The following is a 12,239-nucleotide window of genomic DNA, read 5'->3' as shown; positions in this document are numbered from 1 at the left end:
GTGGCGAGGGCGATAATCGATCGGGGGACGGCACAGCAAGACGAGCTCAAGGATCGATCATGAAAGTCAGCACGGCGGTCGCCACGCCGTCACCCCGCTCGCTGCGCGCCCGGGACAAGCTCATGCACACCGCCGAGCGGCTCTACGCTGAGCACGGGTTCGCGAACGTCTCGATCAGGATGATCCGCGAGGCGGCGGGCCAGCGCAACAAGTCCGCCGTCCAATACCACTTCAGCACCCGCGACGAGCTGATCCAGGCGATCCTCGCGCGCCACGCGGCCGAGATCGACCGGCTCCGGGCCCCGATGGTGGCCGAGCTGGAGTCCGCCGCCGAGGTGTCGCGCCGCGATCGGATGGCCTGCGTCATCGCCCCGAGCATCGAGCACCACATCGAGCTGGGCACCCCGTCCTGGTACGGACGCTTCCTGGCCCAGGCCGTCGTGGAGCCCACCCTGCGCGACTACACCACCCAGGCGACCGTGAGCACGCCCTCGTTCCAGCGCCTGGAGCAGCTGCGGCCCCCGGGCGGGCAGGAGCGCGACCCCGGGCTGTTCGAGCGGTACGCGTCCATGACCCGGCTGCTCATCGTGCACATGTGCGCCGAGCTCGAGGGCGACCTGGCCACCGGACGGGTCGATCCGGCCACCGCCGAGCGGTCGTGGCGCGAGCTGGGCGAAACCCTGGTCACCGCCGTCTGCGGTCTCAGCTCCGCCCTCCTCGACCAGGAGACCGGCCCCGAGCCGGGCTAGGGACGGTCAGCGGTGGCGGCGTGGGCGGGCCAGGAGGACGACCATGGCTCCGGCGCCGATCGCGAACAGCGCCGCGGCGGTGACCAGCCAGGGCATGCCGGTGTAACCGGTGAGCCGGTACGCGGTCGCCGGTCCGGGCTGGGCGCCCGCGCCGCCGGCGGCGGGAGCGGCGGCGGTGTTGCGGAAGACGACGTCAGAGCAGGAGTAATAGGTGTCCGGCGTATCGGAGTTCTGCCAGATCGTGTAGATCAGGTGACGACCGGTCCGGCCCGTGGGCAGGCGGCCCTTGATCACGTACGAGCCGTCCGTCAGCTTCGGGTCGGTGGCCTGGAGGAAGGGTTTGCGCTCCAGGTCAGACCACTTCAACGCCTTGGTCGGGTCGTAGCCCTTCTTCGTGACGTACAGCCGGAACGTGCCCTGGTGCGGGATCGTGCCACGGTAGCGGAAGGTGAAGCGCGTCCCCGGCTTGAGCGTGGTCGCGGGCCAGTCGGCGCGCGCCAGGTCGAGCCCCTTGAACGCGGGGATGCCGCCGCTGCACAGCTTGCCGTCCGGGATCGTCTCGCGATCCCGGCCGGCGACGTACGCCACCCGCAGGTTGTCCCATTCCGCGGTCGCGGTCCTGCCCCCGGCCGCCACGGCGGCGCGGCAGGCGGCCGGCCGCGTCTTCAGCGGGCTGTCGGCGCCGCAGGCCGCCGCCCGGCTGAGCGGGCTCTCCAGCGCTCCGTGCGCGCCCGCCGGAGCGGTGATCAGGCCCAGCGACAGCAGCGCTCCGACGCCTACGCTCGTGATCCGGTGCCGCACGTGGCCGACCTCCTCGCATAGTCCTGCAACGAGGTACGGCCATCCGGCTCCACAGGTTCATTCCGCCAATGACATACGTAATGAAGACCTGGTAGAAAAGGCAAAAACCGCAGATGCGACATATGAGGTGAAGCTCTCGTGACAGATCATTCACCCCTGGATCCCGCACTCCTCTCCAGGATCGACACCAGCAAGCCGCATCAGGCCAGGGTCTGGAACTTTTGGCTGGGTGGAAAGGACAACTATCCGGCCGACCGGCAACTGGCCGAGAAACTGCGGGACATCTATCCGGGCATGGAGGACATCGCCCGCCATTCTCGGGTCTTCTTGGGACGTGCCGTTCGATATCTCGCCGGAACGGTAGGTATCCGGCAGTTTTTGGATGTCGGTACGGGGCTGCCGACCGTTGATCACACCCACGAGGTGGCGCAACGGGTGGACCCCACCAGCCGAGTGGTCTACGTGGACAACGACCCTCTTGTCCTGGTGCACGCGCAGGCCCTGCTCACCAGCGACCCCCGCGGCGCCTGCGACTACATCGAGGCCGACGTCCGCTACCCGGACACCATTCTGGAGTTCGCCTCCCGGACGCTGGACTTGAGCCGCCCGACCGCGCTCATGCTCCTCGGCGTGATGGGCACGGTCTTCGACGACGACGAGGCGTACCGGCTGGTCGGGCACCTGCTCGGCGCGCTGCCCGCGGGCAGCTACCTCGTGTTCGAGGACGGCACGAACACCGTCAAGCCCGACGCCGCCGCGGAGGCCGAGCGGCTGCGCGACAAGGGCGAGGTCTACGAGTACCGGCTGCGGACCCCCGAGGAGATCGCGCGGTTCTTCGACGGGCTGGAGCTGGTGGAGCCGGGCATCGTGTCCGTCTCCCGCTGGCAGGTGGAGTCCGACGTGTTCGGGCTGCCCCCGGAGGTCGACGCGTTCTGCGGGGTCGCGCGCAAGCCGTGACGGTCAGAGCGCGTCGATGATCTCGCGCAGCAGCGCCGGCGTGGCGGTCGCGGGCAAGGCGTGCACGCCGAGCTCGTCCATCAGCCTCTGGTACGGCAGGACGTCCGTGTCCTTGGTGAGGTATTGGGCGTTGGTCAGCTGTTCGAGGTAGACGACGTCGTGCAGCTCGGACTGCGGGAAGCGCAGGATGGTGACGGGGCCGACGCCGCCCATGGCCCAGCCGGAGCCGAACGGGACCACCTGCACGGTGATGTGCGGTCGCGCGGCCATCCGGCCGAGGTGTTCGAGCTGGCCGAGCATGGTCTCGCGGCTGCCGACCTGGTGCCGGAGCACCGCCTCGTCCAGCACCACCCAGAGCCTGCGCGGCGCGGGCGGCTCGAGAATGCGCTGGCGCCGCATCCGCACCTCGACCCGGCGCTCGATCTGCTCCTCGGAGTCGCCCTTGTGGCCGATGGTGAAGATCGTGCGGGCGTAGTCGGCGGTCTGCAGCAGGCCGGGCACGAACTGCACCTCGTGGGTGCGGATCAGCGAGGCGTCCTGCTCCAGCCCCAGGTACGCCTCGAACCAGTCGGGGATCACATCGCGGTAGTCGTGCCACCAGCTGGGCTCGTTGGCCTGCTTGGCCAGGGCGAGCAGGGCCGCGCGCTCGGCCTCGTCGGCGACGCCGTACATGATGAGCAGGTCGGAGACGTCACGCGGCTTGAAGCTCGTGCGCCCGCCCTCCATGCGGCTGATCTTGGAGTGTGAGCTGCGGATGGCGTAGCCGGCGTCCTCCCGGGAGATGCCGGCGGACTCGCGCAGCCGTCGCAATTGCGCACCCACCAGAATACGCAGCGCGGTCGGCCCGGACTGGACGGCATCACCGCCGAGCGTTTCCGCCAGGTCACCCATACCGTGAGCAGTCGACATCCATATCCTCAATCGGCAACTCGCCACAGTCCGGCCCCGCCGTCAATATTGCCACGGGAGTCGCGACAGAGCGGATATTTCCTTGTGGCGCCGGAGGCGTGGTGCGGTGACCCCGCTCTTCCGGGTTCGTGAGCGGGGCCGCCGTGCTCGGGTGCGCCTAGATGGCGACGTCCCCGCACACGTGCACCTCCACGCCGAGGCGCTGGAAGAACGCCGCCTTCGCCACCAGCGCCCTGTCGGCCGTGGCGGCGTCGGGAGCGTAGGCGACCTGGACGTGGTTGGCCTTGTGGCGGGCCATGAACTGGTCGCGGTCGACCCCGTGGTGCACGACGTGCGCGATCGGCCACTCGGGGTTGGTGGCCGCCCACCGCCGTTCGGTCTCCTCCTCCGGCAGCTCCACGACGGAGGCGCGGCCGAGGTCGAGGTGGAGCCGGGCGCCCGCGATGTAGAGCCGGGACCAGACGATCTCGCCCGGCCTGCTCACGCCCTTGATCGTGCCGCCGCCGGCGGGGAAGTACATCGGGTTCTGCCGCCGGCTCACCGCGCCCTCGTACCCGCCGGTCAGGTGGGACGGCGGCACGGAGCCGGAGATCTCGTAGACCCAGACGAAGTCGTCGCCGTACTGCTCGCCCCAGCGCACGTCGTGCAGCGTGGTCGCGGGGTCGAGGCCCATGGCGGTCCACACCCGGTTGGTCACCAGCGCGTCCACGGCCACGCCCTCGTCCGCCTCGTTGAAGTGCGGCAGCGGGGCGCCGTCGTAGAGCACGCGGGCGCCGTCGCGGCTGGTCACCGGCGGGCGTACGACGTTGTTGAGCAGGCCCTCGGCCAGGTCGGAGGCCGGGGTCAGGTCCTTCAGGCCCTGCTGGTACTGGATCCCGACGGCGTCGAGGCCGAAGTCGTCGGCGATCCGCAGCGCGGCGACGTACATCTTGAACTGCTCGTGCAGCTGCCGGTCGGTGAGCTCCGTGGCCTCGTCGGCGCCGGTGGCGAAGCGCATCCCGGCGGCGTCGAGCCACTCGCGCACGGCCGTCGCCTCGGCGTCCGGCACCTTGAGCATCTCGGCGTACAGGGCGCTCTGCGACAGCCGCTCCTTGTAGATCCCGAGGGGGTTGAGCAGCTCGTCGTCGATGATCGCGTTGTACATGCCCATGCAGCCCTCGTCGAACACGCCGATGATGGCCTTGTCACGCAGCAGCTCCTCGGCCAGCGCGAGGCCGAGCTCGGTTTCCGGGCCGGGCGGCAGCGGGGGCAGCGGGCGGACGTGCGAGGAGTCGTGCTCGATGTGGCCGGTCCGCACCCAGCTCGCGAGGCCGTCCAGGAAGTAGCGGTCGGTGAAGTCGACCGACCAGATCGTCGAGTACGCGCGGCCCATCTTGGTCAGGCCGGCGTTGAGCCCGAGCAACCCGACCAGGCCCGGCCAGGTGCCGTCGAAGTTGGCGACGGTGAGGATCGGGCCCCGGTGCGTGCGGAGCCCGGCCAGCACGTGGTGGCTGTACTGCCACACGGCCTCGGCGACGATCAGCGGCGCGTCGGCGGGGACGGTCTTGAAGACCTCCAGGCCCATCCGCTGGCTGTCGATGAAGCCGTGCCCCTTGACGGGATCCACCTCGTGCGCGCGGACCACCGTCCAGCCGAGGTCGGCGAACGCCGCCGAGACGGCCTTCTCCAGGCCCTCCTGGGCGGGCCAGCCGGCCACGTTGGCCGACAGGCGCAGGTCTCCGCTGGCGATCAGGTACGCGGTGCGCGGCGCCACGGGCCGCTCAGCGCGCGGAAGCGGCATACGGTACGGGCTGGTCATGGCGTCTTCGGCTCCAGATCCGCGAGGGGCAGCCGGGCGAGGACGATCCCCCTGCGCTGCCAGGTGTAGGTGACGAGGAGGTCGCCGGGGGTGACGACGGCGAAGGGGTAGCTGTACTCGGCGACTCCGCTGGTCACGACGCCGTCGTCACCGGGCGCGAACCCCGGGACGGTGGCGCCGGACGGCAGCAGCCGGGGCACGGCCGGGTCCACGGAGAGCACGCCGTCGTCCAGGGTCGGCCCGGCGTGCCAGGTCAGCCCGTCGTCGTCCGACAGCGAGACGACGAGCGGGCAGCGGCTGCCCCACGACTCGGCGGCCGGGTTGTGCACGCAGGCCACCCGCCCGGACGGCAGCGCGACCACCGTGAGGCCGCTGTTGTTGTTCGGCAGGCCCGTGGGCTCGGCGGGCGTCCAGGTGCGCCCGCCGTCGAGGGAGAGCGAGCGGTACGCCCGCCCCTCGGTGCTGCGCATCAACGCGACCGGACCGCTCGCGCCCCACCACAGCGCGGGCTGGATGTGGCCGGCGCCGGTGAGCGCGTCGTGGTCCACGGGGATCGGGGCAAGCGTCCAGGTCAGCCCGCCGTCGTCGGAGACGTCCACGAACGGGTCCCACCGGGGCGGCGCGCCCCACCGCTCCGTCGAGCCGGGCGCCAGCCAGGGGCCGCCCCCGGGGGCGAGCAGCGGCGGGTTCTTGACGGGGCCACGGCCGCCGGACCGGTCTCCCGGGACGAGCTCGCGTACCGACTCCCAGGTGAGGCCGCCGTCGTACGAGCGGGTGACCAGCGTGATCCACTCGGAGATGCGCGCGCCGGCCTTGCAGAACAGCCACAGGGCCCCGTCGGGGCCGATCGCCAGCACCGGGTTCCAGTGGGCGACGTCGCGGCCCGTCTCCAGGGTGCGCACCTCGCCGCTGCCGCGGGCGACGCGGATGCGGTTGTCGGGCGTGCCCTCCCTGGTGCCGGCGAACCACGCGACGACGGTGGTGCGGTCCACCACCGCGAGCGTGGACGCGTGGCACTGCGTCCAGCGGGGGTCGTCGACGGTCACGAACTCCCGGTGGATCCGCTCGTCCTGTCTCATCTGGTCGTCCGCGCCGGGATCATCGTGCCTGAGCGGTCTCGACCAGCCGCGCGATGCGCTGCCGCTGGTCCGCGCCGATCTCGGGAGCCGGCATGCGCAGGGCGCCCGTGCCGCGGCCCAGCCGGCTCAGCGCCAGCTTGATGCCCTCCACGGTGCCGCCGAGCGCGGCCAGCACCTCGTCCACCTGAGCCTGAGTGGAACGTTCCGCCTCGACGTCCCCGGCGGCCACGGCGTCGGCCAGCCGCGCGAACGGGTCCGGGAACGCCGACGAGAGGCCCGAGACGACCCCGTTGCCACCGCCGCGGACGACCTCGGCGAGCCTGGTGTCCGAGCCCGACCACAGCCCGGCCGACGCGGGCAGCGCCGCGCGGTACTCGGCGAACCGGTCGGCGGCCAGACCGCTCAGCTTGGCCCCGGCCAGCCCGGTCTCGGCGGCCATCACGGCGAAGTCCGCGGGCTCGACGACCACGCCGGAGCGCTCGCTGAACAGGTAGCCGTAGACGGCGGCCGGACCGGCCGCCCGCGTCACCGCGGCGAAGTGCCGCAGCACGGCGCCGTTGTCGGCGGGCAGGTAGTACGGGGTCAGCGTGGCCAGCCGGCGTGCCCCCATCGCGACGGCGTCGCGGGTCAGCGCCACCGCCTCCCGGGTAGCCGCGGCGCCGACGTGCACCACGACCCGGTCGGGGCCGAACACGGCCAGCGCGGCCTCGGTCAACGCCCGGCGCTCGGCCCGGTCCAGCGCCGGGAACTCGCCGGTGGTGCCGCACACGAAGACACCGTCGACGCGACTCGCGAGATCCGTGAAGTGCGCCTTGGTGGTGGCGTGGTCGAGCTCGCCCGCCTCGTCGAAGAAGGTCGGGACGGCGGAGAGGATCTCGGCGCGGCGCCGGGTGTTCTCTGGCATGGCAAGGCCTCGGTTCGTCAGTGGTTTTCCGTTGTTGAGGCGCGGCGGGCCTCGGCTGGTGAGGGGTGGCGGGCGAAGGGGTGACGGCAGGCTGAGGACTGCCCCGGACCCCGGGGAGGTCCGGTGCGGGCGGTGGGACGAGAAGGCTAGAGGGCGGCCTGGGCGCGCTCCCGCTCGATCAGCGTCGCGCGGATCCGGTCGCAGGAGCCGTCGAGGTGCGAGGCGAGCGCGGTGAGCGCGGCGTCGACGTCGCCCGAGCGGACGACGTCGCGCAGATCGGCATGGTCCTGCGCGACGGGGACCAGGTCACGGGCGGTGTTGGTGATCTCCAGCACCGCCGCGAACAGCGGCCGGTGCAGCGCCCACGTGGCGGTGAGCCAGCGGTTGTCGCCGATCACGTAGAAGCCGCTGTGGAAGTCGAGGTCCGCGGCGGCGAACTTGGCGGCGTCGCGGTCGTCCGCGGCGGCCTGCATCTGCCCGACGGCCTCGTCGATCGAGGTCCAGTCGGCGGCGTCGAGGCGCGCGATGGTCTCCTTGATGGCCAGGCTCTCCAGAGCGCCGCGCAGCGAGTAAAGCTCTTGGAGATCTTTGTCGGACAGCCCCCGGACGAAGACGCCCCGCTTGCGCGTCTCGACCAGCCCTTCGATCTCCAGCTGGCGAAGCGCGTCGCGGACCGGCCCGCGACTCACCCCGAACTGCTCCGCGATCCGGCCTTCGACCAGGTGCGTCCCCACGATCAGCTCGCCACGCACGATGAGCGAGCGAAGCTGGATGAGCAGCTGGTCCCCGAGCGGTGGATTACGCAGCGGATTGGTGATCGTCACCAGCTCTCCTCTCGTCTTCCCGCCCGAAGGTTCTTCGCCGAACGGAGACTATCCCGGGCAGCTCCATACGGTCAACGTTAACCGATGACCGTTGACGGTTAACCGTCTTCCAAGTAATAGTGTGCGACAACTGAACCACTGCGGAAACTCAGAAGCCGCCAGCAGAAAGGGAGGCGCCATGGTCGCGACCCTTCCGAAGACCGATCTTCGCTACACATGGAAGGTCACGGCCTCCAGCTTCCTCGGCAACACGCTGGAGTACTACGACTTCCTCGTCTACGGGACAGCTGCCGCCGTCGTCTTCCCCAAAGTCTTCTTCCCCGACGCCAGCGGCTTCGTGGCCACGCTGTCCGCCTTCGGCACGTTCGCCGTCGGCTTCCTCGCCAGACCCCTGGGCGGGCTCTTCTTCGGCAGCCGGGGCGACCGGCACGGCCGCAAGTCCACCCTGATGGTCACGCTCGTCGTGATGGGCCTCAGCACCATCCTCATCGGGCTGCTGCCGAGCTACGGGACGATCGGGATCTGGGCCCCCGTCCTGCTGGTGCTGCTGCGGCTGCTGCAGGGGTTCGCGGTCGGCGGCGAGTGGGGCGGCTCCATGATCATCGTTTTGGAGTCGGCGCCACCGAACCGCCGCGGCTTCTTCAGCGCCTGGCCCAACACCGGCGGCTTCTCCGCGCAGATCCTCATCACCGGGATCTTCGCCTACATCTACACGCTCCCCAACGATCAGTTGCTGAGCTGGGGATGGCGGATCCCGTTCCTGCTGTCGGCCGTCGTCCTCATCGTGACGTTCTGGATGCGGCGCACCCTGCACGAGACCCCCGTCTTCACCGAGGCCGTGGCCGGTGACAAGCAGGGCGAGGCGGGCGCGGTGGAGGCCGAGCGTCCCAAGCACGGCCCGATCCGTACGATCTTCGTGGACGACTGGCGCAACCTGCTGCTGATCATCGGTCTGCGCTTCGCCGAGTCCGTGCCGTACTTCCTGCTCACGGTGTTCGCGCTGTCCTACGGCACCAGCGCGCTCGGCCTGGAGAAGACCCAGCTGAACAACGCGATCCTCATCGCCGCCGTGCTCTCCTTCGTCAGCCACGGCGTCTTCTCCGCCATCTCCGACAGGATCGGGCGGCGTCCGGTCTACTTCTTCGGCGCGGTCGTGGTGTTCGTGATGGCCTTCCCGTTCTTCGCGATGCTGCACAGCGGGTCGATGGTGCTGATCGTGCTGGGTTACGTGCTGGTGCTGAACCTCGGGCACAATGCCATCAACGCCATCCAGCCCGCGTTCTTCGCCGAGCTGTTCCCCGCCGAGCGCCGCTACACCGGCGCGGCGGCCGGCCGCGAGATCGCCTCCATCTTCGCGGGCGGCCTGACCCCGTTCATCGCCACCGCCCTGGCCGGCGCGGACGGCACCCGCTGGCCGCTGGTCGCCGGGTACGTCATGATCGGCGCCCTGATCACCATGTTCGCGGTGTGGAAGGCGCCGGAGTCCTTCCGCCGCGACCTCAGCGCCACGGGCAAGACCGTCCGCTGATCAAAACCTCCAGTCCTCGACCGGCCCCTGACCGACGGGGCCGGTCGGGCTGAACCCGACGGGCAGGGCGTCGAGACCGCGCATCCACACCGACGCCCGCCAGCGCAGCTCCTCCGGAGCCCCGAGGAGATGGACGTCGGGCAGCCGGTCCAGCAGCACCTCGATGGCCGTCTTGACGATGATCTCCCCCAGCTCCGGCGCGGGGAACGGGCAGCCGTACTCGCCGTGGCTGAACGACATGTGCGCCCGGTTGGCGCCCGAATGGGCGTGCGCGACCGGCTGCACCTGCGGATCGGCGTTGGCCGCCGCGAACCCGAGCAGCAGCAGGTCACCCCTCCGCACCCGCTTCCCGCCGAGGTCGCAGTCGCGTACGGCGAAGCGCGAGGGCATGTTCTGCACGGGCGGGTCCTTCCACAGCACCCTGATCAGCGCCTCGCCGACGCTGCTGCGGCCGCCCTGGAGCGTCATCGAGAAGTCGTCGTCGATCAGCATGAGCCGCAACGTGTTGCCGATCCAGTTGGCGGTGGCGGTGTGGGAGGCCGCCACCAGCACCAGCAGGTCCTGGATGATCTCCAGCTCGGCCAGCCCGGCCGGGTGCGCCAGCAGGTAGGAAGTGAGGTCGTGCCCCGGCCGGTCGCGCTTGGCGGCCATCAGCCCGCCCATGCGGTCCTGGACGCGGAGGAACCCGGCGAAGGACTCCTCGCCGCCGTCCAGCATGAAGCCCAGGTCCTCGACCAGCTCCGGCAGCTCGGACTCCGCCAGGCCGTAGAGGCGGGCGATGACCCGGGCCGGGATCCGGTTGGCGTACTGGGCGATCAGGTCGGCCCGGCCGTTCCCGGCGAACTCGTCGATCAGGAGATCGGCGACCTGCTCGCAGATCGCGGTCAGCTCGGTGCGGTCGATGGTGTCCAGCGCGTCGCCGATGGCGCCGCCGCGCCGCTTGCGCTCGGCGCCCTCGGTGAACATCAGGGACGGCGTCCACTCCAGGTACGCCCGCGACGGCCAGTCGTCGTGGATGCGGTCCTTCAGGTTCCAGCGCCTGGGGTCGCGGCCGAAGAGCTGCGGCTGGCTGGTCACGTGGTGCAGCTCGCGGTAGCCGGCCACCAGCCAGGCCGGTACGTCGTCGTCGAGCAGGATCGGCACGATCGGGCCGTGCTTGCGGCGCATCTCCTCGTACACCGCGGCCGGGTCGGCGAAGACCTCGGGCCCGTACAACCGCACGGCGTCGGCGTGGCCGGGGTAGCCCTCCAGGAGTGGGTTGGTCACGACTTGCTCTCCGGGGCCGAAAGGGCGTTCATGCGGGTGATGTGCTCCACGAGCGTGATGAGCACGTGCTTGGACGAGGACCGCTTGCGCGCGTCGCACTCGATGAGCGGCACGTCGGGCGACAGCGCGAGCGCGTCGCGCACGGCGTCCAGCGAGGGCCCGTCGGCGAAGCGGTTGACGGCCACGACGAACGGCATCCGGTGGTGCTCCAGCCGGTCGATGGAGTACCACGAGTCCTCCACGCGCCTGGTGTCCACCAGGACGACCGCGCCCAGGCTGCCCGCGAAGAGCTGATCCCACACGAACCAGAAGCGCTCCTGCCCCGGCGCCCCGAACAGGTAAAGGACCTTGTCCGGCGTCACCGTGATCCGGCCGAAGTCGAAGGCCACCGTGGTGGTGGTCTTCTCCCGCACCCGGCTGGCGTCGTCGATGCCCACGCTGGCCTGGGTCATGACCTCCTCGGTGCTCAGCGGGCGGATCTCGCTCACCGAGCCGACCATGGTCGTCTTGCCCACGCCGAAACCGCCGACGACCACGATCTTCAGTGCGTCCAGGGCGGTCTCGCGCAGCGGTGTGCGTACGTCGTCAGAGGTCGTGGAGGGCACTGAGCACCTGCCTCAGAGTTTCGGGATCCGGCCGCCCGGACTGGAGAGCGGCCGACGGATGGCGGACGGTGATGCGGCCGGTGTCCAGCAGGTCGCGCAGCAGGATCTTCACCACGCTCACCGGCAGCCGCAGCTCGGCGGAGATCTCCACCACCGCCGTCGGCTGCCGGGTCAGCTGAAGGATCCTGACGTGCTCCGACTGCATTCCGGGGGCCGGCTCGCACTCGCTGACGATCAGGGAGACCGAGTCGAACGCGTTCTCGTCGGCGCGGGTGCGGCCGCCGGTGACCGTGTAGAGCCGGTCCGGGTTCTCCCGGTCGATCGGGCGCGGCGTCATGGGCGATCGCCGCTTGGCTGCGCTCGCCGCGGCGCCGCGGAGAGGAAGACCCCGATCTGCTCGACCATCTCGTTCATGTTGTGCGCGATCAGGCCCACGTCGCCGTCCTCCTCGGCCACCACGGCGAGGTGGGCGCCCTCGCCGGCCGGCACGATGAGCAGCAGCCCGCCGGCGAACTCCACCATCGCCTGCCCCGCGCCGATGCCGTCGCCGAACTCGGCGGAGGCGCTCAGCGACAGGCTCTGGATGCCGGCGGCCAGGGCCGCGAGCTGGTCCGCGCGGTCCCGCTCCAGGCCGGCGGTGACGCACATCTTGAGTCCGTCCCTGGTCAGGACGAGGACGTACCTGACCCCGGGGGTCTTCTCCTTGAGGTTCTCAAGCAGCCAGTCGAGCTCGCGATCGGTGGTGCCTGCAGCGTCGATTGTGCTCATCGAAACGACGGGGCGGGCGTCCGGCGCGGGCGCCGGAGGGGCCGCCCCTGC

At 70.8% G+C, this 12,239-nt stretch carries 13 protein-coding genes; 3 read left to right on the top strand and 10 right to left on the bottom strand.

The window, feature by feature from the left end:
* Positions 1 to 59: 59 nt before the first annotated feature.
* Positions 60 to 749 (top strand): TetR/AcrR family transcriptional regulator, encoded by a 690-nt coding sequence (locus tag ACFKCF_RS27405; protein WP_394497902.1) that lies wholly within the window; start codon positions 60 to 62, stop codon positions 747 to 749.
* A gap of 6 nt (positions 750 to 755) precedes the next feature.
* Here the strand turns inward: ACFKCF_RS27405 and ACFKCF_RS27400 are convergent, their stop codons facing one another.
* Positions 756 to 1,550 carry a lytic polysaccharide monooxygenase gene (locus ACFKCF_RS27400; protein ID WP_394497901.1) on the bottom strand — a complete coding sequence of 265 codons (795 nt, stop codon included), beginning with the start codon at positions 1,548 to 1,550 and terminating at the stop codon, positions 756 to 758.
* Between the two features lie 138 nt (positions 1,551 to 1,688).
* On the opposite strand from ACFKCF_RS27400, the gene ACFKCF_RS27395 reads away from it, so the two are divergent.
* A complete protein-coding gene (locus ACFKCF_RS27395) occupies positions 1,689 to 2,507 on the top strand; it encodes an SAM-dependent methyltransferase (protein ID WP_394497899.1) in 819 nt (272 codons plus the stop codon).
* 3 nt (positions 2,508 to 2,510) lie between these two features.
* Here ACFKCF_RS27395 and ACFKCF_RS27390 read toward each other — a convergent pair whose 3' ends face one another.
* From ACFKCF_RS27390 to ACFKCF_RS27370, 5 genes are all read right to left on the bottom strand, one after another.
* Positions 2,511 to 3,416 (bottom strand): helix-turn-helix domain-containing protein, encoded by a 906-nt coding sequence (locus tag ACFKCF_RS27390; RefSeq protein WP_394497898.1) that lies wholly within the window; start codon positions 3,414 to 3,416, stop codon positions 2,511 to 2,513.
* Positions 3,417 to 3,573: 157 nt separating this feature from the next.
* Positions 3,574 to 5,196 (bottom strand): hypothetical protein, encoded by a 1,623-nt coding sequence (locus tag ACFKCF_RS27385; RefSeq protein WP_394497896.1) that lies wholly within the window; start codon positions 5,194 to 5,196, stop codon positions 3,574 to 3,576.
* Positions 5,197 to 5,210: 14 nt separating this feature from the next.
* Positions 5,211 to 6,293 (bottom strand): exo-alpha-sialidase, encoded by a 1,083-nt coding sequence (locus ACFKCF_RS27380; RefSeq protein ID WP_394497895.1) that lies wholly within the window; start codon positions 6,291 to 6,293, stop codon positions 5,211 to 5,213.
* Positions 6,294 to 6,312: 19 nt separating this feature from the next.
* Positions 6,313 to 7,197 carry a dihydrodipicolinate synthase family protein gene (locus ACFKCF_RS27375; RefSeq protein WP_394497893.1) on the bottom strand — a complete coding sequence of 295 codons (885 nt, stop codon included), beginning with the start codon at positions 7,195 to 7,197 and terminating at the stop codon, positions 6,313 to 6,315.
* 146 nt (positions 7,198 to 7,343) lie between these two features.
* Complete coding sequence (locus ACFKCF_RS27370) at positions 7,344 to 8,021, bottom strand: GntR family transcriptional regulator (protein WP_394497892.1); 678 nt, start codon at positions 8,019 to 8,021, stop codon at positions 7,344 to 7,346.
* Positions 8,022 to 8,199: 178 nt separating this feature from the next.
* Between ACFKCF_RS27370 and ACFKCF_RS27365 the strand changes: the two genes are divergently transcribed.
* Positions 8,200 to 9,549 carry an MFS transporter gene (locus tag ACFKCF_RS27365; RefSeq protein ID WP_394497890.1) on the top strand — a complete coding sequence of 450 codons (1,350 nt, stop codon included), beginning with the start codon at positions 8,200 to 8,202 and terminating at the stop codon, positions 9,547 to 9,549.
* On the opposite strand, the gene ACFKCF_RS27360 is transcribed toward ACFKCF_RS27365, so the two are convergent.
* Genes ACFKCF_RS27360 through ACFKCF_RS27345 form a run of 4 tightly spaced genes read right to left on the bottom strand, consistent with a single transcriptional unit; the run spans position 9,550 to position 12,188 of the window.
* Positions 9,550 to 10,815, bottom strand: a complete 1,266-nt coding sequence (locus tag ACFKCF_RS27360) for a cytochrome P450 (RefSeq protein ID WP_394497889.1) — start codon at positions 10,813 to 10,815, stop codon at positions 9,550 to 9,552. It abuts the gene before it with no gap.
* A complete protein-coding gene (locus tag ACFKCF_RS27355; protein WP_394497887.1) occupies positions 10,812 to 11,420 on the bottom strand; it encodes an ATP/GTP-binding protein in 609 nt (202 codons plus the stop codon). Before ACFKCF_RS27355 ends, ACFKCF_RS27360 begins: the two co-directional genes overlap by 4 nt.
* Entirely contained in the window at positions 11,401 to 11,757 is a 357-nt protein-coding gene (locus ACFKCF_RS27350; protein WP_185069178.1) for a DUF742 domain-containing protein, read from the bottom strand. Before ACFKCF_RS27350 ends, ACFKCF_RS27355 begins: the two co-directional genes overlap by 20 nt.
* Entirely contained in the window at positions 11,754 to 12,188 is a 435-nt protein-coding gene (locus tag ACFKCF_RS27345; RefSeq protein WP_394497885.1) for a roadblock/LC7 domain-containing protein, read from the bottom strand. Before ACFKCF_RS27345 ends, ACFKCF_RS27350 begins: the two co-directional genes overlap by 4 nt.
* Positions 12,189 to 12,239: the final 51 nt, after the last annotated feature.

It is taken from the genome of Nonomuraea sp. JJY05 (genome assembly GCF_043496855.1).
Classification (GTDB): domain Bacteria; phylum Actinomycetota; class Actinomycetes; order Streptosporangiales; family Streptosporangiaceae; genus Nonomuraea.
The sequence above is the reverse complement of the archived record's forward strand: the minus strand, read 5'-3'. Positions and strand labels throughout refer to the sequence as shown.

Excerpts from the sequence above, each read along its gene's own strand:
- ACFKCF_RS27350 (WP_185069178.1), bottom strand. The coding sequence starts at position 11,757 with ATGACGCCGCGCCCGATCGACCGGGAGAACCCGGACCGGCTCTACACG.
- ACFKCF_RS27405 (WP_394497902.1), top strand. The coding sequence starts at position 60 with ATGAAAGTCAGCACGGCGGTCGCCACGCCGTCACCCCGCTCGCTGCGC.
- ACFKCF_RS27345 (WP_394497885.1), bottom strand. The coding sequence starts at position 12,188 with ATGAGCACAATCGACGCTGCAGGCACCACCGATCGCGAGCTCGACTGG.
- ACFKCF_RS27365 (WP_394497890.1), top strand. The coding sequence starts at position 8,200 with ATGGTCGCGACCCTTCCGAAGACCGATCTTCGCTACACATGGAAGGTC.
- ACFKCF_RS27375 (WP_394497893.1), bottom strand. The coding sequence starts at position 7,197 with ATGCCAGAGAACACCCGGCGCCGCGCCGAGATCCTCTCCGCCGTCCCG.
- ACFKCF_RS27380 (WP_394497895.1), bottom strand. The coding sequence starts at position 6,293 with ATGAGACAGGACGAGCGGATCCACCGGGAGTTCGTGACCGTCGACGAC.
- ACFKCF_RS27390 (WP_394497898.1), bottom strand. The coding sequence starts at position 3,416 with ATGTCGACTGCTCACGGTATGGGTGACCTGGCGGAAACGCTCGGCGGT.
- ACFKCF_RS27385 (WP_394497896.1), bottom strand. The coding sequence starts at position 5,196 with ATGCCGCTTCCGCGCGCTGAGCGGCCCGTGGCGCCGCGCACCGCGTAC.